Raw genomic sequence first — 18,250 nt, 5'->3', positions numbered from 1 at the left:
TGAGATATAACTAAATAAGGTTATAGTGTGAAGGAGCGGTTACCTTGGAATTAGCCGAAAAAATTCAAGCGTTAATGGATAGTAAAAGAATAACGAAGTACAGACTTTCAAAAGAAACAGGGGTTTCCTATACAGGGTTGTCAAAAATCCTCGATGGACAGACGAAGAACCCCCAAATGGATTCATTAAAGTCAATCGCTGATTTTTTTGGCGTTTCGGTGGATTATTTCACAGGCGAAGAACCTCATCAAGAACAACATCCTGAATGGGCCAGCGCCAAGGACAAAAGGGATTTCAAAAAAATGCTTGAGGAAGACACAGGTTTAATGTTTGATGGAGTCCCTATTGAAGATGAAGACAGAGAAAAAGTCATGCAGGTTTTAGAAGTTCTCTTCTGGGATGCGAAAAAAAGAAGTAAGGAGAAGTTCACAAACAACCGCTATAAAAAGAAATCAGACGATATAGAAAAATAAGTGTCTGGAGAGTGGTTTGTAAATGCAGATTGCCGATAAACTGGCGAAAAAGCACAAAACAAATTGCCCCTTCAAAATATCCGAAAACAGGGGAATCCACATTGTATATAAGGATCTCGGCAATTCAACACGGGGGCTATACTATTCAAAGCTTCGGCATCGCTACATCGTAATCCACAATAAGTTATGTGAGGACTGGCAACGCCTCATTTGCGCTCATGAGCTCGGCCATGATGTTCTACATTCTGGTATCAGTCATTTCTGGTTGGACGAGCATTCATTTTTCAACGTGGGTAAGTTCGAACGCCAGGCGAACAAGTTTGCCGTTCATTTGCTGGCTCATGGTGACATGCTGCAACCTGGCGAATCAGTTTCCGACTTACTGCGTCGGAATTTCATTCCGGAAGAAATGCAAAAGTTTTATTTCTAACCTTGCGCTTTCCAGCCGTAAGGCTGTTTATCATACATATAAAACCGAACATACATTCCGGGAAAGGAGAATTGTTACAATGACAAAGGAAAAAAAGCCAAAGAAGAAACAGGAGAAAAAGAAGAAGTTGCCGCCTGGAGTTCGTGAGCGGGACGGCCGGTATACGTTTCGATACAGTGTGCCCGTCGTACTGAATGGAAAGAAGACACGGAAGCAGAAGGAAACGCCATCGTTTTCAACAGCGGAAGAAGCCGAGAGCGCTGGCATATTAATTAAAGCTGACCAGATACGCGGGAAGTTGGTCGATGAGAAGGAAATTACATTGGAAAAATGGTTTGAACGTTGGCTAGAGAATTACATTATCGAAAACGATCCTAGAGATTACACAATACGTAACAAAAAAACTGTTATTTCGTCGTTAAAAAAGCATCTCGGTAAGGATACTAGAGTCAAAGATACTACAGGCGATGATTACCAGCAATGGCTAAACGGCTTGAAAAAGAAAGGGCGAGAGGAAGGAACATTAAAGGAATACCACAGTAATGCGTGTATGATTTTTGGCGATGCCGTCCGTAAAAAAATCATTACCAACGACCCCACGGAAGGCGCGAAAGTTCCGGCATATAAACAGACACTTGAGGAAATTGAGGCTGGAGAAACAGACTTGCCAAAATATCTAGAAAAAGAGCAATTGAAGCATCTCCTGAACATCGCCAGGTTTCGAGGGCTTACCCAGGACTACAATTTGTTTGTTGCTCTTGCTTACACAGGATTGCGGATTGGGGAGTTGTTGGCATTGAAGGTAGGCGATTTTAATGAAAGTGATCATTATGTTTCTGTCACTAAAACATTAACTGATATCGGAGGCGTAAAAAAATATAAACTAGGGCCACCTAAAAACAAATCGTCCATCCGGAAAGTAAGCATAGGCGCTACTGTTACGAAGGTTATCAAGGCTCAATTAGATTGGCAAGAGCAGAAAAAGAAGGACGGGGAAATCCTTCACGATGCGGGTTTCATCTTTTGGAGTCCACGGTTTCCGGGATATCCAAATAGTAAAAGCATGGTAGAATATCGTTTTAACCGATTGCTTAAGATTGCAGGTCTTCCGACATCCCTAACCCCGCATAGTCTTAGACATACGCATGTAACATTGTTAGCTGAGGCAGGCGAGGATCTAGCTGTCATCCAAGACAGGCTAGGACATAAAAACGATAAAATCACTCGACAAGTTTATCTGCACGTTACCCAGACGCGAAAAGAGCTTGTTCCAGACAAATTTGAACGCGTCATGAACTCCTAGTCGTTGGTATGTTTGTGGGTAATGTGTGGGTAGTCCGCTCCATCAACTTTGAAAAATCCGCTTTGTTACAAGGCTTACACGTTATATCATGTATTTGAATTTCAAATTCGCGATCCTCCAGCTCCGAGCCGTAAGCGGCCGCAGGCAGATTTTTCACGATCGCCTGCGTGCCGCCGATCGTTTCGCCCGGCTCGTTGTTGGACTTCACCCAGATCGAGAACAGCTTCTTCTCGCGCGCCAGACGATGCAGCAGGGCAATCTGCGGCGACGTCGACATCAGCGTCAGCTTGATCGTGCCGAGCGGATTATTTTTGTGGGCGATTGCCACCTCGCCGCGGGCGCCGACATGGGCCACGCTCTGCTCCTCGTCCTTTTCGCAGGAGACGAAGGTATTCTCGCCGAATCCCGTAATATACTCGCCGTCAATGACGACGGATACTTGCTTCGCATCATAAATGCCGATACTCATGAATGTGCACCTTCCTTAAATTCATTTTTATTTCACCCGCAAGGATGCTTTGGGATTAAAAGCGGTTGTTCAATCGTGTTCAAAAAGGCCGTTTTTCAGCAAAGCGGACTTTCTGACCCGCCATTCCTAGAACTAGAAACGGATGACGCCGTTCACCTTCACCTGATGCACCGCTCCGGCAATCTCGAACCAGAATGATCCGCCGCGGTATTCGCGGTTCGCGCGATCGCTCGGATCGACCTGGTTGCGAAGCAGGAAGGAAGTGCCGAACAGCGGCTCGCCGCTGTCATCCGCGGCAATGATGCCCATGCGGAACGACTCCAGCAGCACATTGATCACCGTGCTCTCGATTTGCGCGATGCCAGCGTCCGTATATGGAATTTTGCTGGATTGATTGAGCAGATGCTGAATTTGCATTTCCATGCGGGCGCGAACATAGTCGCGCGCCATAATGACATCGATGTATTCGCCGGACAGCGTCTTGCCTTCGGACGTACGGGCTTCGCCCTGCTTGTTAACGTACGTAATCGCTCCGCCGTCGTGAATCTCCATCAATTCGCCCGCCGTCAGCTTCAATGGAGCGATGCCGGTGCAGGTCTTGAATTTCCAGGTCACGGAACCGACATCCGCGGAGCCGACCGAGCCGACGAGCGCGGCATCCGGGTAGGCGCTGGCATCGGTATGATAGAACGCGACCGTGCGGTTGAATCCGGCGGCCTTCAACGATTGCAGCTTCGTCTTGTCGGACACGCGCGTCACGAACAGGCGGTAGTCCTCCTTCTCCAGCTCCTGCGCCAGCGCCGTAACCGTCTCTTCGCTGTTGTCAGGGGAGAGCAGATAGTACCAGCCCATATCGATGACGGAACGGAGGCGCTCCGCCGCGTCTTCCTGCTCATCGCATGCCGCAATCGCAATGCGGGCCGGAGAACGGTCCCCTTGGCCGAACAGAGCTGCGGCCATCTTGTACTCCGCCGTCGATTCGGCGAAGTCCGCCTGGACGGCCTTCAGATCGCCGTACTCCTTATAGGCCGATCCTCCCGCCTTCTTGCCGAGAATGAGCGGCATGCCGAAGGACAACCGTCCTGTCGGCTTTTGCAAATCAATCGTCACTTGAACATCCTGCATCGTCATTATTCCTTCATCTCCTTCAATGTCATATGAACCTTCTCAATATGGCCGGGACTTGTCCGGGCGAACGAGTCCCGCATGCGCAGCCGGACGCGGATCTCCAGTCCGTGAACCGGTTCCGCCACCCATTGCGCGTCGCTGACATGAACCAGCGCGGCCGATAAGCCTTCCTGCTTGTCCACGCCCTCGGTCCAGAGCCAGCCGATCGCCTGGCGGCATTGCTCCATCGCCGTCCACGGATCGGGCGAACACCAGATCAGCTGCCATTCCATCTCGACCAGCCTGGTCAACGGCCCGGTCATATCCCGGTGCCGCTGCGAGCGATCCGCGTTGGGCACGGACACGCGATACAGCAGCCTGGCCCCGTCTGGCGACTGCCCTTCCCCGGACGCCTGCAGCGGCAGCGGTTCGAGCGGAAGTCCCGCGGACTCCGCCAGCGGCTGCAGCCACTGCTCGAAATAATCACGGTACACAATCAAGCCGTCTCTCCCCCCTCTCATCGGCAATAAAAAAACCGGCATCAATGCCGGCATGGTTGCGGAGCGAGGAGCAGAACAAGGGAAGATTCGGTGCCTCTGGCTTCTTTGCCCCGCACCCTGTCGTCCGCCGAATGCGTGTCCCATCTGCTCAACTCGTCCACAATAGCATTATAATACGGGGAACATATGTTTGTTTTATCGTATTTTTATAGAATAGCAACATTATTTATAAAACGTTATTTTAAATAAATTAACGAACATTTGTTCTCTTTTTGTGGTATAATGAATCTATTCTCATCTATTCATGAATCTGCCGGCGGGAGGCGCAGAATCGGCAGGCTCATTTTCATAAGACAAGGATGTATCGCAACAGATTATGGAGGAGGACAAACTATATGGAAGATCGGCAATTCACTATCCCTTCGTTCGATTCCTTCGATCCGAAGGCGGCCAAGCGGTTCATGGAGGAGACTTTCGCGAAATACCGGATGTGCAAAGTGATGCGGTATGCGGTGCGGGAAGCGGCGGTCACGATGAAATATGAAGCGAAGGAGCACGGCGCGACGAACCGGGTCGGCGATCCGACCGGCAGCATCGCCGCGCATAATGCGGACAAGGCGAACGAATGTCTCGCCTTCTGCGAAGTGATCGAATCGCTCGTCGACCAGTTGGAGCCGGACGAGCAGCTCCTCATTCGCGAGCGCTATATGAAGGGGGCGCGCATCACGGACACGAACGTGTACAGCTTCGCCTTCGACCCGCCGATCAGCGCGGTCACGTACGGCCATATCCGCAAGCGGGCGTTCCAGAAGCTGCTGCACGCGTTCCAGTATGTGTTCCCGGGTCACATGTCAAATCACTGTTAGTGTCCCTTAATCATTTCCTTATAATACTATAAAACATATTAATTTGTAACTTTATCAATATATTTTCCAGTAATTAATTCCCTTTTTTTCATTGACTAAATTTGTTATGTTAGTCAGTGAATGAAAGGGGGGGATAAAGATTGAAAAAGAAAAAAATCTTGTTAACTTTCCTTTCTACTGTAATATTAGTGTCATCATCATCAATAGTAAGTGCTTCTCCTTCTTATGGTCGTGGAATTGATTTCGAATTTTGTGATTCAAAGTATGAAAATTATGTTTACGGTTACCAAAGTGCAAGGGACGATGGAAGTTATCCAAAGGTAACCGAAGTACGACTTTATTTGGAATGGTACAAAGATGGTACATATGTTGGCAGCAAATTTACTTCTGAATCTACTAAACCTGTTACCGCTTATAATGTTACTGCCAAATGTACCCACAACGCCAGTAACTCATATCGAATGTCTTGGAGTGAAGCATGGACGATGGAGGATGGCTCTACTTGGGAACCTGCTGGTGTAGAAAAGTGGGGGGAGTGAAAATAAATGAATAACGCAAAAACTGCATTAGTGATTGGCGGGATAATCACCGCTTGTTTAGTAGCTGGCAGCATGGTCTCGCAAGCTTCACCACCGGAATCAATACAACAAAAAATCGAGAACGGAACTGCTCATATCTCCTACCACGAGCCGATGTCGGTCGGAACGCCGACAGAAGTGCAGCTCAAGCTGGAGCGGGCCTGGAAGAACGGCGTAGAGCGGCTTCAACGGCTCGGCCAGACGAATAGCGAGGCTGATATGCTGTCGATATCTGGATTCCAACCGTTTAGCGCTTATACGAATTCTTTGGATACATGGGAAATTATCGACAGCGGAGATATCGACATCAAGTTTACTAATTTTTTGCCTTTCGATGAAGCCCAATCATTCAATCGGGCCCTGTTCAGCGATGAACGCAAAAAATCGCTGAAGTACGGCGATGTCTTCCCGGCTGTCCTGCTTAGTCCAGATCAGGATAAAGCCTTCTTATTCTGGCAGAGGGCAAACGACAACTGTGTCTATATCCCGCTCCACTCCCAGACGGACGAGAAGGGAACGCGGACATGGAGCAGCGGCAATGTGATCGAACTGCCTTGGGATCAATAATCTTCCACACAACAAATAAGCCCGGACCGCCTGGTTTCCCAGGTCGTCCGGGCCTTTCTTTTTCCGATGAGGCTTCCTTCTTACTTCTTGCTCTCTTGCGGATACATCTGCTCGCGCAGCGCCTTGATCTCGTCGCTCTCAAGATATTCGTCGAACGTCGTCACCCGATCGATGATGCCGCTCGGCGTAATCTCGACGATGCGGTTCGCGATCGTCTGCACGAACTGATGGTCATGCGACGTGAACAGCATCGTGCCGTCGAAGTCGATCAGACCGTTGTTGAGCGCGGTGATGGACTCCAGATCCAAGTGGTTCGTCGGCTCGTCGAGGATGAGCACGTTCGCTCCCGCCATCATCATTTTCGAGAGCATGCAGCGCACCTTCTCGCCCCCGGACAGGACGCTCGCCTTCTTCAACGCCTCTTCGCCGGAGAAGAGCATGCGGCCCAGGAAGCCGCGCAGGAACGTCTCGTCCTGATCCTTCGAATATTGGCGCAGCCAATCGACCAGATTGTCTTCCACCCCGTCGAAGTAAGCCGAGTTATCCTTCGGGAAATACGCCTGCGACGTCGTCACGCCCCAGCTGTACGTGCCGGCATCCGGCTCCAGCTCGCCCATCAAAATCTGGAACAGCGTCGTCTTCGCGAGGCCGTTCGGTCCGACAAACGCGATCTTGTCGCCTTTGTTCACGACGAGATGCATATTATCGAGCACCTTCTCGCCCTCGACCGTCTTGGTAAGCCCTTCAATCGTAAGCAATTGCTTGCCTGCTTCCCGTTCGGACTTGAAGTTGATGAACGGATATTTTCGGTTCGACGGGCGGATGTCGTCGAGCGTAATTTTGTCGAGCATTTTTTTGCGGGCGGTCGCCTGCTTCGACTTGGACGCGTTCGCGCTGAAGCGCTGAATGAATGTCTGCAGCTCTTTGATTTTCTCTTCCTTTTTCTTATTTTGGTCGCGTGCCATCTTCAACGCCAGTTGGCTCGATTCGTACCAGAAATCGTAGTTCCCCGCATACAGTTGGATCTTGCCGAAGTCGATATCGGCGATATGCGTACACACCTTGTTCAGGAAATGGCGATCGTGGGATACGACGATGACGGTGCCTTCGTAATCCATCAGGAAATGCTCCAGCCAGTTGATCGACTCGAGATCCAAATGGTTCGTCGGCTCGTCAAGCAGCAGGATGTTCGGACGTCCGAACAGGGCCTGCGCCAACAGGACGCGGACCTTTTGGTTGCCGTCCAGCTCCGACATTTTGTCGTCGTGGAGATTTTTTGGAATGCCCAGCCCGATAAGGAGCTCGGCCGCATCCGCTTCGGCTTCCCAGCCGTTCAGCTCGGCGAACTCGCCTTCCAGCTCGCCCGCGCGCATGCCGTCCTCTTCGCTGAAGTCGGCCTTCGCATAGAGCGCATCCTTCTCCTTCATTATGCTGTACAGCCGCTGGTGACCCATAATTACCGTCTCCAGCACCGGAAATTCATCGTATTCATAATGATTCTGCTTCAATACGGACATACGGTCTCCCGGGGTAATGTGAACCTCCCCGTTGGTAGGCTCGATTTCGCCGGATAATATTTTAAGAAATGTCGATTTACCTGCTCCGTTCGCGCCGATAAGACCGTAGCAATTGCCCGGAGTGAACTTGATGTTCACATCCTCGAACAAAGGCCGCTTGCCGTATCGGAGCGTAACGCCGGTTGTACTAATCATGGCATTCCCGTCCTTTAACACGCGATTTATCATTCAAATGACTATTATAGCACACTATGGCCGGTTATGCCCGCTTCCTGCGCAATGACGGCCCTGTTAACTGAATCTGACGAATTGTCCCCCGCGTACCTTCGCCGTACCCGAGATGTTGGGATAAATATGCCAAGGGGCTATTTCCGCCGCTTTATTTCCTATATAATGTAACTATCTGTGAAAGAAAGCGAGGGATGTTATATGGTAAATGCATCTGTCTATAACGTTCGGGAGGAACGAGCAAGCGCCCGGCGCTTCGGCATGATTGAACTCTAATCCCAAGCGTCGGCCCGCCTGATACCGTGCTCCCGGACTTGCTGCCGCTGCGTCTTCTGTCCCTGAATGGGACATCGTTGGTACTGCAACGCAAGTTCATTTTTAGTGCGGCATCGACCGCATCGAAGGAGATATATATCAGGCTTGTACGAAACCGATAGCTATTGTAGCACCCGTAATGACCGCAATCAACAACGAAATGAAATAAATGGAGCTGTCATGGGCAGCGATACGTTGGCCGGACTAGCCGGCCTTGGCTGGGACAACCGCTGGACCGAGACGTGGAGCCAATGGTTGAACGGGCTCAACGAAGCGGCGCAGCGCCGCTATGCGGGCGGACTGGTGCCGGCGCGCGTTTTGCTCGCGCACAAGCATCTGTACCGCATCGCCGGCCCCGACGGCAGCGAATGGCTCGCCGACGTATCCGGCCAGGCGCGCAGCCAGATGACGGCCCCGGCCGACTGGCCGGCCGTCGGCGACTGGGTTGCCGCCGCGCCGCGGCCGGCGGAAGGACGCGCGACGATCGCGGGCGTGTTGCCGCGCCGCAGTCTCTTCGCGCGCAAGGTCGCCGGCAGCCGCCCGGAGGCGCAGGTCGTGGCGGCGAACGCCGATGTGGCCTTGCTCGTCACGTCGATGACCACCGACTTCGAGCCGCGCCGACTGGAGCGCTATGCCGCGCTCGCCTGGGACAGCGGAGCCGTGCCGTGCATCGTGCTCACGAAGGCCGATGCGGCCGGCGATGCCGACGCCTTCATCGCGCAGGCCAAGCTCGCCTCGCCGGGCACCGACGTGTTCCCGGTGTCCGCGCTGACCGGCGCCGGCCTGGAACGTCTGCGCGCGCGGCTTGCCCCGGGCACGACGGTCGTGCTCGTCGGCTCGTCCGGCGTCGGCAAATCGACGCTCGCCAATGCGCTCGCCGGCGGCGAACGGATGGCGACGCAGGAGGTGCGTGCCAGCGATGGCAAAGGGCGGCACACGACGACGCACCGCGAGCTGCTGCCGCTCGAAGGCGGGGCGTGGCTCATTGACACGCCCGGCATGCGCGAGGTCGGCATGACCGCCGCCGACCATGACGGCTTGTCCTCGGCCTTCGAGGACATCGAGGCCTTGGCGGCCGCCTGCCGCTTCCACGACTGCGCGCACGGCCAGGAGCCGGGCTGCGCGGTGAACGCCGCGATCGCCTCCGGCGAGCTGGAAGCGGGCCGCCTCGCGAGTTACCGCAAGCTGCTTCGCGAAGAGGCCCGGATGCGCCGGGCCGAGGAAGCCCGCTTGCGGCGCCTGGAGGCGAAGGGCGCGAGGAAGCCGGGCAAGCGCCGCTAGGCGCAGCCGGAGCGGGCCATCCTTGCGGGCGGCTTCGCCTTCCCGCCGGACGAGCCGCGCCCCGCCGCGAGATCAACAAAGCCATCTGCCCCAGGCGCGCAAAGCGCCTTGGCAAATGGCTTTTTTCATTTTTTCATGCCTTCCGATTCTATTGTCTTCCGGGCCAGGTCTCTCCGAGCGCCAGCAGCTTGACCTTCGACTCATCGAGCTTCCGCCGCAGCCGCTCCGCCTCCAACCGATCGAGCGCTTCCTTCGGCGTGTCGTCGGCCAGCTTGAAGGCGCCGTAATGCATCGGGATCATCAGCTTCGCGCCAACGCCCTCGAACGCCTGCAGCGCTTCCTCCGGCGTCACATGCTGACGGGACATGAACCATTCCGGCTCATAGGCGCCGATAGGCATCAGCGCGACGTCGATAGCGAAGCGGCGGCCAATCTCCCGAAAGCCCCGGAAATACCCGCTGTCCCCGGCGAAATAAACCGTCTCCTTCGCAGGCGGCCGTTCTCCCGTCTCCACAGCTTCGACTTCCACGCGTTCCAGCACATACCCGCCCCAGTGGGAGCGGTTCATATCGGACAGCGTTCGCCGCGTCCAATGCTGAGCAGGCACGAAGGTCACCCGCACGGAGCCGATCACGAGCTCCTTCCACCATTCCAGCTCGATCGTCTGCGGGAAGCCTTTGCGCACCATTTTTGCTTTGAGTCCCCCCGGCACGACCAGCAGCGTGCGCGGGCCCGCCAGCTTGCGAAGCGATCCCATATGCAAATGATCATAATGGGAATGCGAGATGAGAATGACATCTAGCGGCGGCATCTGATCTATCGGAATCCCGGGCGGAGACAATCGCTTTTCCATCGCCATGCTTGCCGCCCACACCGGATCGGTGGCGATATTCAAGCCGCCTATTTGGAGCAGGAAGGTGGAATGCCCGATCCAGGTGATGGACAGGCTGCCATCATTGGCATGCAGCCGGGCGAGATCCGGCTCCACCTGCGGAACGACATAAGAATAATCCTTCTGCTTCAGCCGCACTTTGCGTTCGGCGCGCCAACGCCGGAATTGCTTCCATGCTTTTTCAGTCGACACATTGTCCATATTCGTGTAATAGCGCTTCATGGCACCACCTCATTTGCATACCAAGTATTCGTAAGCCTTGCCGTTCGAACGTGCAGCAGCAAGGAAGGGGCCGGGCAAGAAAAATGATTCTCGTACTAGAATAACAAATCGGTCCCGCGAACTCCAATTCGCGCCGCGGCTCGGCCTGTCGTCCGGCGATCCCCAACCGAGACCGCCGCTCCCGCTTCCGCGCCGCACGCGGCCAGGCGCTGTCTGCCTCTATCGTATGCGCGAGCCGCAGCGCCTTCCATCCCGCCCGCCAAAAGCAGCGAACGCCCACGGCGGGCAGGTCGCGGCATGCCGCTGCCGCCAACGCCCTTTCTCTATTTTTAACTTAAAACCGTCCGTTCCAACCTCATGCCGCACGAAATGCTTGTCCGATGGGCGCATTGTTCGCGACTATGCCTTCATGTACAATGGAGACATACCAGAAGGATACAGGAGGTGCCGTCAATGCAATTGATCACAATCGAACCGACGCCGAGCCCGAATTCCATGAAGCTTCATCTGGATGAGACGCTGCCGGCGGGCGTACGGCGAACCTACTCTGAAGACAACCGCCGCTCCGCGCCGCCGATCATCGGGCAGCTGCTCGATATCGAGGGCGTGAAGAGCGTTTTTCATGCCGCGGACTTCATCGCGCTGGATCGCTATCCGAATGCGGATTGGGCCCGGATCCTGGCCGATGTGCGCGATATTTTCGGACAACCGCAGGAAGAGAGCGGACAGGGCCAGGAATGGTCGGCCTGGACCTCCTTCGGCGAGGCGCAGGTCTATGTGCAATATTTCCGCGGAATTCCGATGCAGATTCGAGTGCAGGCGGATAACCGGGAGGAGCGGGTCGGCCTGTCCGAGCGCTTCGTGAAGGCCGTGACCGAGGTCGCCAGCGCCACCTTGATCAAGGAGCGCAAGCTGAGCGACTACGGCATCCGCTACGGCGAGCTCCCGGATATCGCGCGCGAGGTCGAGCAGGAGCTGGAGGCCGCGTATCCGGAGGAGCGGCTCGCCTCGCTCGTGCGCCAGGCGATCGAGAAGGCGAAGAGCGATGAGCCGTTCATCGAGGAGCGCCGCGAGCTGACGGAGGAAGAGTTGGCCGAGCGCCTGAAGGACAGCGATTGGCGCGTGCGCTACGCGGCGCTCGATCGGATGGAGCCGGAGGCCAGCCGCCTGCCGCTGCTGGCGGAGACGCTTCGCGATCCGCAGAGCCAGATTCGGCGGCTGACGGTCGTCTACCTCGGCGAGATCAAGACGCCGGAATGCCTGCCGCTGCTGTTCGAAGCGTTGCGCGATGCCTCGGTCAGCGTCCGCCGCACGGCGGGAGACACCTTGTCCGATATCGGGGATCCGGCGGCGATCGAGCCGATGATCGAAGCGTTGAAGGACAAGAACAAGCTGGTCCGCTGGCGGGCGGCCCGCTTCCTCTACGAAGCGGGAGACGAGCGGGCCGTGCCGGCGCTGGAGGAAGCGGCGAACGACAGCGAGTTCGAGGTCGCGCTGCAGGCGCGCATGGCGCTCGAACGGATTCGCTCCGGCGAGGAAGCTGTCGGCACGGTCTGGCAGCAGATGGCCCGTCTGCGCGAGCAGCCCGCCGAAGCCGAACGATCCTGACGTGAAGCCGGGCTGCAGCGGCTCCAGCAGTTAACGAAATAACGGAACGGCGGGGTACCTCCCTCTTCACGTCGACGGTACGCCTGCCTGCCCGCAACAAAAGGGGGTGTCCCAAAAGTAGTATTTAACTACAGTGAGATCCCCCCCTGATTCTCAAAGCTCGACTCGCCGAAAACTGAAACATTACACTTTTCCTTTATGGCGTGTACTCCGTTACAGGGAATCCTGCAAAACGGCATCAATTTCTGACTATCCAATCGATAAAAGACAAAAATCGATGAACATCATAGCAGGAATTTCATCAAATAGCGGCTTAAAGAGCTGAAATTGATGCATCCACGCAGCATTTCACTGCTTCATCCATCTTCCACCCGTTTGCGCGCCGCCGTTTTTCCCGGATCCACATTCTCTGTTACCTCGTCATCTCCATCATTTTGCAGTGCCTGTGAGACACCCCCTTTTGATTCATTTCCCGGCCCTACAGCCTCATCACATTCGGCTCAATGTCCCGGCGACGGGGCCACTGCCGCCTCTTCCGGGTCCAGCGTCGCATGGAACTGGGTCGTGTACAGCGACGCATAGCGCCCTTCCCGCTTCAGCAGCGCTTCATGCCGGCCCCGCTCGACAATCTCGCCCTCTTCCACGACGAGAATCTTGTCGGCGGAGAGGACCGTGGACAAGCGGTGGGCGATGACGATGGTCGTGCGCCCCTTCATCAGCTCGGACAGGGCTGCCTGCACATATGCCTCCGATTCGGAGTCCAGATGGGACGTCGCCTCATCGAGAATGAGGATGCGCGGATTTTTGAGAATGGCCCGCGCGATCGCCAGCCGCTGCCGCTCCCCGCCGGAGAGACGGTGCCCCCGCTCGCCGACGACGGTATCATAGCCTTGCGGCAGGCCGGCAATCATATCGTGAATATAGGCCTTCCGGCAGGCCTCCTCCAGCTCGGCCTGCGTCGCGCTGTCCTTGGCGATTCGCAGGTTATCGGCCACCGTCGCGTGGAACATGAACGACTCTTGGGTAACGTACGCGACCTGGGCGCGCAGCGACTCCAGTGTCACGTCCCGCACGTCATGGCCGTCGATGAGGACGGTGCCTCCGGTCGCGTCATACAGGCGGCCGATGAGGTTGATGAGCGTCGATTTGCCGGCGCCGCTCGGCCCGACCAGGGCGACGACTTCGCCGGGCTCCGCCCGGAAGCTGATGCCGCGCAGCACCTCTCCTCCGCTGCCATAGCGGAAGGTGACGTCGGCGAATTCCACCGTGCCTTGAACCGTGCCCAGCGTCTTCGCATTCGGCCGGTCCGACACCTCCGGCTCCATATCCATATATTCGAAAATACGATGGAACACCCCCATCGCGGTCACGACTTCGACATGCAGATTCAGCAAGGTTCCGAAGGGCTGATACAGCCGGGACAGATAGGCCGCGAAGGCAACGATCGCGCCAATTGTCATCGGGCCGTATATGACCTGGTAGCCGCCATACATATAGATGAGCGCCGTGCCCAGCGGCCCCAGCGTCGAGACGAACATAAAGAACCAGCGGCCGGCCAGATTCAGCTTGACTTCCAGCTCTTTCACCTTGTTGTTCTGTTCCTCGAAGCGGGCCTGCAGCGCAGCTTCGCGCCCGAAGATGCGGGTCAGCATCGCGCCCGACACGCCGAACAATTCCCCCAATTGCGCGGACATATCGGCCCGCACCTTCTGCGTCTCCGCGCGCAGCCGCTTGCGGTACCCCGAAACTTTGCGCACCGGGATCATCGATAACGGCAGAATGACGATCGCCATCAGCGCCAGCTTCCAGTCGAGCGTGAACAGGATGCCGATCGTCGTGCAAATGATGACGATCTGCGTAAGCGAAGAGACGGCGACGTTCGTGACGACATTCTGTATCGCGGCCACATCATCGGTCACCCGCTGGATCACCTCTCCGGAGCGGGCGGCGGTGAAAAAGCCGACCGACTGCCGCTGCAGGTTGCGGAACAGCCCCTGCCGCAGATCGGACATAATATGCTGCGTCACGAGCGTATTGAGATGGCTCTGCAGCACGCCCAGCATCCCGCTTGCGATCGGCAGCCCGACAAGCAAGGCGGCGGAGGTCAGCAGCAGCGACATATCCTTGTTCGGGATGGCGATGTCGATAATGCGCTGCATGACGAGCGGCGGCAGCAGGCCGATAACGGCGCCGGAGAGCGCCAGAAAAACAATCAATAAAAGCCGGAACAGATACGGTCGGAACAAGGCCCCGATCCGTTTGAAGGACACGTCCTTCACCGAGACGCGCGGCTGCCCCTTCGCATCCCGGATCGAAGCCGGGCGGTTGCCCCAGCCTTGGTACATTCAGATTCCCCCTCATTATCCGGCTTCTCTCCCCATTCGCGCCGGTATATGTCTTGCCTTACACTGTCACCATTGTAGTACTGTGATGTTGATTCTATTATAATCGCAAATAGTTGATTAGGAAGACATTGCCCTTAGAAAAAACGGAGGTATTCGGCGTAACTCGGGTGCACGGTTCTCGAAAATCCTGCGAAATTCAGAGTGTTGAGAAAGTCTATGTTAATTACCCATTCACCGCGTTAATTTGGTATAATGTTCTTATCATAATCCATGGAAAGCGCGGTGTTTGTATGCTTTACACGAATGATCCCAACCCACAACTGGACTATGAACTGGTTTGTCTTGAGCATATGGTTGCCCCTGATCACTTGCTTCGTCATATCGATAAACATATTGATTTTACCTTTATTTTGGACCTTGTGCGTCCTTACTACAGCGAGTCGAACGGCCGACCATCTGTGGATCCCATTGTGTTCTTTAAAATGCTGCTGATCGGCTACTTGTATAACATTCGCTCAGAGCGAGAACTGGAGCGAGTCGTCAACGATTCCCTGGCTTTTCGGTGGTTCTTACGGCTCGGGCTTTCCGGCAAAGCGCCTGACCATTCGATCTTTAGCTGGAACCGGAAAAATCGGTTTAAGGATACTACCGTCTTCCAAGATATCTTCGATAATATCGTTCAGCAGGCGATTCAGCACAACATGGTGGGAGGGCGGCTGCTCTTTACCGACTCCACGCATATCAAGGCAAATGCCAATAACGGACGGTACGAGAAACGAGAAGTCACTTGTACGCCTTATGAATATCTCCAAGAGCTGGAGCAAGCCGTGAATGAGGATCGGGTCGCTTTTGGAAAAAAGCCACTGCCTCCCAAAGAGGAGGCCGAAACCAAGGAACAAAAAGTTAGCTTAACAGATCCGGATAGCGGAAACCTGAATCGGGATGGAAAACCGGAAGGGTTTCATTATTTAGATCACCGCACCGTAGATCATAAATACAACGTGATTACGGACTGCTACGTTACGCCTGGAAATGTGAATGATTCGGTTGTTTATGTGGATCGTCTACTACATCAAATAGAGAAGTTTGGCTGGGAAAAGTCGCTGGAGGCCGTTGCACTCGACTCTGGTTACATGACGGCCTATGTTTGTTACCGTACGAACAAATTAAACATCACGGCAGTTATTCCAGAGCGTTCGACCCGTGAACACGGTGTATTTCCCAAAGAGAAATTTCATTATGATGCAGAAAAGAATGTTTTTATCTGTCCAAACCAGCAAGAACTCACGTACCGCACCACAACACGAAAAGGATTCAGAGATTATAAATCCGATCCCAAACAATGCGCTGCCTGTCCATTATTGAGCAAGTGTAACGAGAACAAAAATAAACAACGCACCATACAACGGCATATCTGGGAAGAACACAAAGAGAAAGTAGTTCAAAACTTCCAGAGTGAGAGCGGAAAAGCCGTTTATGCCCTACGCGCCCAAACCATTGAGCGAAGTTTCGCGGATGCCAAAGTGCTCCATGGACTTCGCTATTGCCGGTTTCGGGGAAGAGACAAGGTGCAGGAGCAAGTGCTAATGACAGCCACTGCACAGAACATAAAAAAGATAGCCACACATCTCGCCAGAAGGGTGGGGTAAAGCAAAGACCCCATCCCCCCTCCATTCTCTCTCACCAAACACCACTTTTTCCCAGCAAAATGATATTACAATGATATTACTTCGTAAAAAACAGGGGTTTTCCAACAGCCTGGAAATTACAGGATTCATGACCGCGCCCTCTTTTGAAAAAAGAAAGCCTGCAAAATTACAGCAATTTCTTCCCACCGCGGCGTGAAATCGAGGAGAATGGCGAAATGCTGCATTCTGGCAGGAATTCCGCTGTAAAGTGGCATAAACAAGAGAAAAACCTGCATTTTTGCAGGATTGCTGCTATCCGGGCTTGGCAGGATCTCTGCTACGAGATTTTACACAATTTCTGCGATGCAGGCTGCTGGATATCCGCTTAGCCTCCCACCAGCTAGCGCCGCCTGCGTCCCTAGAGTAAAGGGCTGAGATATTCAGCCCCTCCTCATCAAACCGTACGTGAGGTTTTCCCTCATACGGCTTTCCGATGTTCGTCATTCATGTGCATGCAACTCACAATAGTGTCTTTAATCCATGCATTTGACACAGCATCTTCACTTCGTATCCGGAACCACGCCAGCATTTACGCTGGCGTTTCTTTGCATACCATTTCGTCAGACGTTGCCGGATATACCAGTCTAACTTAGTCATCCATTTCGTGCTAAATGGTGTTGTGTAGTAATTCTTCCACCCTTGGATTTTCGGATTGAGCCATTTGACCTGTTCCTCGAATGAGACATGCCGCATGCTCGGCGGTGCTAGACGTTCCTTTACCACTTCCCGTATGTGTTTCTCTGCCTTCCTGCAGAGCCATTGCCGGGTCGTGTAATATACTTGGTTTTGTCCTGTTTCCGCTTTCGTCTTTCGGTGGTGCATGCCGAGGAAGTCAAATCCTTCTTCCCCCGTCCAGAGCCCTACTATCCGCGTTTTCTCTGGGTGCAGGGTCAGTTCTAGGCGCTCCATAATCGTACGAACTACTTTATACGCATGGAGCGCATCCTTCCTTGTCTTGCACACCACGACAAAATCGTCCGCATACCGCGTTAGTTCTCCAACTTCTTTACCGTGCTTTCCCCACATTCGGTCGAAATAGTTCAGATAGATGTTAGCTAGCAGGGGGGAGATCACTCCGCCTTGCGGCGTGCCCAAGTCGCTTCTTCTCACCTTGCCTTCTTCCATCACCCCGGCTTCGAGCCACATGCGGATTAGCTTGAGCATACGCCTGTCGCTGATGCGCATTTCCACCAGCTTCATCAGCTTCTCTTGGTTGATGTTGTCGAAGTACCCTTGGATATCGACGTCGACTACCCAGTTACCTTTGCGGTTACATGCTTTTCGTATTCGATCCAGCGCTTGTTTCGCACCGCGCTTCGGACGAAAGCCAAACGAACAGTCCTGAAAATCGACTTCGAAGATCGGTTCTGTCATCAGCTTTACTGCCATCTGTACGACGCGATCTTGTATGGTCGGGATGCCCAGTGGTCGTTTTCGTCCGTCTTTCTTTGGGATGTAGTGGCGTCTTACCGGTTGTGGTCGATAGCATTTCTGCACCAGACGTTCCCGGCACTCCTCGATAAACTGGCATTCACCCTTCTTCTCGATATCTGCCAGCGTCTCGCCATCTACGCCTGCCGCTCCCTTGTTCGCTCGTACACATCGCCATGCTTCCCACAGTACATCCAACCGGCATACCTTGTCGTACAACGCATGGAATCTTCTACTCTTGCTCGTCTTGGCAGCATGACCTAGCTTTTCTCGGAGTTGTTGAACTTTTTCTTTCGGTGTCGTTAGCCGCTTGGCATTCACTCACTCGTACCTCCTCCAAAAGCTTGAACAAAGCAGGGCCCCTTCCCTCCCGCAGGTTGTGCTGTCCTGCGTTCCCTGGTAGTATGAGCCCCTCGGACTCCCTTCCTGC

The 18,250-nt window shown here is 54.3% G+C and carries 17 protein-coding genes; 9 read left to right on the top strand and 8 right to left on the bottom strand.

Features of this window, described 5'->3' with window-relative positions:
* Positions 1-44 precede the first annotated feature (44 nt).
* The 3 genes from OCY70_RS26325 to OCY70_RS26315 all read left to right on the top strand — a co-directional run bounded on the left by OCY70_RS26325 (position 45) and on the right by OCY70_RS26315 (position 2,206).
* A complete protein-coding gene (locus OCY70_RS26325; protein WP_249725127.1) occupies positions 45-473 on the top strand; it encodes a helix-turn-helix domain-containing protein in 429 nt (142 codons plus the stop codon).
* Between the two features lie 22 nt (positions 474-495).
* Entirely contained in the window at positions 496-903 is a 408-nt protein-coding gene (locus OCY70_RS26320; RefSeq protein WP_213428431.1) for an ImmA/IrrE family metallo-endopeptidase, read from the top strand.
* 79 nt (positions 904-982) lie between these two features.
* The gene (locus OCY70_RS26315) at positions 983-2,206 is read left to right on the top strand and encodes a tyrosine-type recombinase/integrase (RefSeq protein WP_213428432.1); all 1,224 of its coding nucleotides are present in this window, start codon (positions 983-985) and stop codon (positions 2,204-2,206) included.
* On the opposite strand, the gene OCY70_RS26310 is transcribed toward OCY70_RS26315, so the two are convergent.
* The 3 genes from OCY70_RS26310 to OCY70_RS26300 all read right to left on the bottom strand — a co-directional run bounded on the left by OCY70_RS26310 (position 2,193) and on the right by OCY70_RS26300 (position 4,282).
* The gene (locus OCY70_RS26310) at positions 2,193-2,675 is read right to left on the bottom strand and encodes a phage structural protein (RefSeq protein ID WP_213428433.1); all 483 of its coding nucleotides are present in this window, start codon (positions 2,673-2,675) and stop codon (positions 2,193-2,195) included. The two genes, OCY70_RS26315 and OCY70_RS26310, sit on opposite strands and share 14 nt — an antisense overlap.
* Positions 2,676-2,807: 132 nt before the next feature.
* Positions 2,808-3,806, bottom strand: coding sequence for a DUF3383 family protein (locus OCY70_RS26305; RefSeq protein ID WP_213428434.1), 999 nt, complete (start codon positions 3,804-3,806; stop codon positions 2,808-2,810).
* The gene (locus OCY70_RS26300) at positions 3,806-4,282 is read right to left on the bottom strand and encodes a hypothetical protein (RefSeq protein WP_213428435.1); all 477 of its coding nucleotides are present in this window, start codon (positions 4,280-4,282) and stop codon (positions 3,806-3,808) included. The genes OCY70_RS26305 and OCY70_RS26300 overlap by 1 nt, the downstream gene beginning before the upstream one ends.
* A 395-nt stretch (positions 4,283-4,677) precedes the next feature.
* On the opposite strand from OCY70_RS26300, the gene OCY70_RS26295 reads away from it, so the two are divergent.
* The 3 genes from OCY70_RS26295 to OCY70_RS26285 all read left to right on the top strand — a co-directional run bounded on the left by OCY70_RS26295 (position 4,678) and on the right by OCY70_RS26285 (position 6,293).
* Positions 4,678-5,148, top strand: a complete 471-nt coding sequence (locus tag OCY70_RS26295) for an ArpU family transcriptional regulator (protein ID WP_213428436.1) — start codon at positions 4,678-4,680, stop codon at positions 5,146-5,148.
* A gap of 140 nt (positions 5,149-5,288) precedes the next feature.
* The gene (locus tag OCY70_RS26290) at positions 5,289-5,687 is read left to right on the top strand and encodes a hypothetical protein (RefSeq protein WP_213428437.1); all 399 of its coding nucleotides are present in this window, start codon (positions 5,289-5,291) and stop codon (positions 5,685-5,687) included.
* A gap of 6 nt (positions 5,688-5,693) precedes the next feature.
* Positions 5,694-6,293 carry a hypothetical protein gene (locus OCY70_RS26285; RefSeq protein WP_213428438.1) on the top strand — a complete coding sequence of 200 codons (600 nt, stop codon included), beginning with the start codon at positions 5,694-5,696 and terminating at the stop codon, positions 6,291-6,293.
* A gap of 80 nt (positions 6,294-6,373) precedes the next feature.
* On the opposite strand, the gene OCY70_RS26280 is transcribed toward OCY70_RS26285, so the two are convergent.
* Positions 6,374-8,005, bottom strand: coding sequence for an ABC-F family ATP-binding cassette domain-containing protein (locus OCY70_RS26280; RefSeq protein ID WP_213428439.1), 1,632 nt, complete (start codon positions 8,003-8,005; stop codon positions 6,374-6,376).
* Positions 8,006-8,458: 453 nt separating this feature from the next.
* Between OCY70_RS26280 and rsgA the strand changes: the two genes are divergently transcribed.
* Entirely contained in the window at positions 8,459-9,634 is a 1,176-nt protein-coding gene (rsgA, locus tag OCY70_RS26275; protein ID WP_249725129.1) for a ribosome small subunit-dependent GTPase A, read from the top strand.
* Between the two features lie 148 nt (positions 9,635-9,782).
* On the opposite strand, the gene OCY70_RS26270 is transcribed toward rsgA, so the two are convergent.
* Positions 9,783-10,748, bottom strand: coding sequence for an MBL fold metallo-hydrolase (locus OCY70_RS26270; protein ID WP_261945263.1), 966 nt, complete (start codon positions 10,746-10,748; stop codon positions 9,783-9,785).
* A gap of 95 nt (positions 10,749-10,843) precedes the next feature.
* Positions 10,844-11,047: a hypothetical protein gene (locus tag OCY70_RS26265; protein WP_213428441.1), complete on the bottom strand. Its 204-nt coding sequence runs from the start codon at positions 11,045-11,047 to the stop codon at positions 10,844-10,846.
* A gap of 154 nt (positions 11,048-11,201) precedes the next feature.
* On the opposite strand from OCY70_RS26265, the gene OCY70_RS26260 reads away from it, so the two are divergent.
* On the top strand, positions 11,202-12,356 hold the full coding sequence (locus tag OCY70_RS26260) for a virulence factor (protein ID WP_213428442.1): 1,155 nt from the start codon (positions 11,202-11,204) through the stop codon (positions 12,354-12,356).
* A 500-nt stretch (positions 12,357-12,856) separates the two neighbouring features.
* Here OCY70_RS26260 and OCY70_RS26255 read toward each other — a convergent pair whose 3' ends face one another.
* Positions 12,857-14,701, bottom strand: coding sequence for an ABC transporter ATP-binding protein (locus OCY70_RS26255; RefSeq protein WP_213428443.1), 1,845 nt, complete (start codon positions 14,699-14,701; stop codon positions 12,857-12,859).
* A gap of 290 nt (positions 14,702-14,991) precedes the next feature.
* On the opposite strand from OCY70_RS26255, the gene OCY70_RS26250 reads away from it, so the two are divergent.
* A complete protein-coding gene (locus tag OCY70_RS26250; RefSeq protein ID WP_261944512.1) occupies positions 14,992-16,350 on the top strand; it encodes an IS1182 family transposase in 1,359 nt (452 codons plus the stop codon).
* Between the two features lie 498 nt (positions 16,351-16,848).
* On the opposite strand, the gene ltrA is transcribed toward OCY70_RS26250, so the two are convergent.
* The gene (gene ltrA, locus OCY70_RS26245) at positions 16,849-18,141 is read right to left on the bottom strand and encodes a group II intron reverse transcriptase/maturase (RefSeq protein WP_261944500.1); all 1,293 of its coding nucleotides are present in this window, start codon (positions 18,139-18,141) and stop codon (positions 16,849-16,851) included.
* Positions 18,142-18,250 lie beyond the last annotated feature (109 nt).

It is taken from the genome of Paenibacillus melissococcoides, assembly GCA_944800085.1.
In the GTDB taxonomy this organism is placed as follows: Bacteria; Bacillota; Bacilli; order Paenibacillales; family Paenibacillaceae; genus Paenibacillus_B; species Paenibacillus_B melissococcoides.
Note: the sequence above shows the minus strand (reverse complement) of the source record. Positions and strands in the feature narration are given on the sequence as shown.